Genomic DNA, 1,917 nt, shown 5'->3' on the forward strand with positions numbered 1-1,917 from the left:
CCAAGGTCAATCCCGACGCCCCCTTCGACAAGATCTGCTACATCGGCTGCGGCGTCACCACCGGCATCGGCGCCGTCATCAACACGGCCAAGGTGGAGATGGGCGCGACCGCGATCGTCTTCGGTCTCGGCGGCATCGGCCTCAACGTCATCCAGGGCCTGCGTCTGGCCGGTGCCGACATGATCATCGGCGTCGATCTCAACAACGACAAGAAGGCCTGGGGCGAACGCTTCGGCATGACCCACTTCGTCAACCCGAAGGAGGTCGGCGACGACATCGTGCCGAACCTCGTCAACATGACCAAGCGCGGGGCCGACCAGATCGGTGGCGCCGACTACACCTTCGACTGCACCGGCAACACCAAGGTGATGCGCCAGGCGCTCGAAGCCTCGCATCGCGGCTGGGGCAAGTCGGTGGTCATCGGCGTCGCCGGCGCCGGCCAGGAGATCTCCACCCGGCCGTTCCAGCTGGTCACCGGCCGCAGCTGGATGGGCACCGCCTTCGGCGGCGCGCGCGGGCGCACCGACGTGCCGAAGATCGTCGACTGGTACATGGAGGGCAAGATCGAGATCGATCCGATGATCACCCACACCATGCCGCTCGAAGACATCAACAAGGGCTTCGAACTGATGCATTCCGGCGAAAGCATCCGCTCGGTGGTGCTTTATTAGGCAGCTACCCGGGCCCGTGGCAGCCGCGCGTTGGCCAGATTCAAACAAAGACCAGCCTGGCCGTCGCCGGGCTGGTCTTTTTGTCGGATCGGATCTTGGAAGCCTTCCTATCGCTCGATGACGAGATCGCTCAGCGGCTTGGAACAGCACGGCAGAAACAGGCCGGCGTCCACTTCCCTTTGCCGGATGCCGCCATTGTGCATCATGTCGACCGAGCCGGAGACCAGCTTGGACTTGCAGGTTCCGCAAACGCCGTTGGCGCAGGACGACGGGATCTTGATCCCCGCCTTCTTGGCGCAGGAAAGGACCGTCTGCCCGCCAGAAACGTCAATGGTTCGAGCCTGCTTCGAAAACGCCACCTGGAAAACGCGGGTGCTTGCATCTGGCGTCGGTTGGATAGGAGGCTCTTCGAGGGCTGCCGCATCGAAGCTTTCCTCGTGGTAGTTCTCCGGCGGTACACCGGCTGCCTCTGCGATCTTCCTTGCTGCTGCCATGAACGGAGCAGGCCCGCAGCACATCACGACACGCTCGGAGAGGTCAGGAGCCGCCAGCTTCACGTAGTCGGCGGAGATGCGGCCGGTGAGACCTGGCCAGGACGGCTCGTTCGTGACTTCTTCCGGCAGAAAGTGAAGTCTCAAACCCGCAAGCTTGTTTGCCAGGCAGACGAGTTCCTCGCGGAAAATCAGATCCTTGGGCGTGCGTGCTGCGTGCATGAAAACTGCATCGATAGGTTCGTATGTGTCGGCGAGCGCCCTGACCATCGACATCACAGGCGTAATGCCCGAACCCCCGGACAGGAACAGAAATTTCCTGGCGGCTCCTTTGGGGCGGATGAAATGGCCAAGCGGCCCGTTCGCCTTGACGGTGCTGTTGACCGCCAGATTGTCATGCAGCCAGTTGGATGCTCTTCCGCCACCGACCCGCTTCACCGTGACGGAGAAGGCATTGCGGCGGTAGGGCGACGACGAGATGCTGTAGCAGCGGCTTTCGCTTTCACCCCCAAGTTCGAGATCGAACAGGAAATACTGTCCGGGCTCGAAATTGAACTCCTTGCCGTCGGGGGAGGCGAAGGTGAAGGTCTTGACGTCGTGGGTTTCCTGCCGAACGTCGATGCACACGAGTGTGTCATCGGTCTCCGGATTCCAAATGAGGGGCAGCTTCAAGGCAATCGACATGGTCTCCGGGCTCCTAATATCCATGGGCGCGCATCCGCTCGATGTACCAGTTGGCGAACTTGTCGAGGTTC

At 61.8% G+C, this 1,917-nt stretch carries 2 protein-coding genes; one reads left to right on the plus strand and one right to left on the minus strand.

The features are described from left to right. On the plus strand, positions 1-671 hold a 671-nt coding region (locus I8N66_RS07010), incomplete at its 5' end, for a zinc-binding dehydrogenase (protein WP_291151399.1). 107 nt (positions 672-778) lie between these two features. On the opposite strand, the gene I8N66_RS07015 is transcribed toward I8N66_RS07010, so the two are convergent. After that, positions 779-1,846: a hybrid-cluster NAD(P)-dependent oxidoreductase gene (locus I8N66_RS07015; protein ID WP_291151545.1), complete on the minus strand. Its 1,068-nt coding sequence runs from the start codon at positions 1,844-1,846 to the stop codon at positions 779-781. Positions 1,847-1,917 lie beyond the last annotated feature (71 nt).

The organism is Ensifer sp. SSB1 (assembly GCF_016652895.1).
Classification (GTDB): Bacteria; Pseudomonadota; Alphaproteobacteria; order Rhizobiales; family Rhizobiaceae; genus Ensifer.

Bases quoted from the DNA above. Each gene is read 5' to 3' on its own strand.
- I8N66_RS07015 (WP_291151545.1), bottom strand. From the start codon at position 1,846: ATGTCGATTGCCTTGAAGCTGCCCCTCATTTGGAATCCGGAGACCGAT.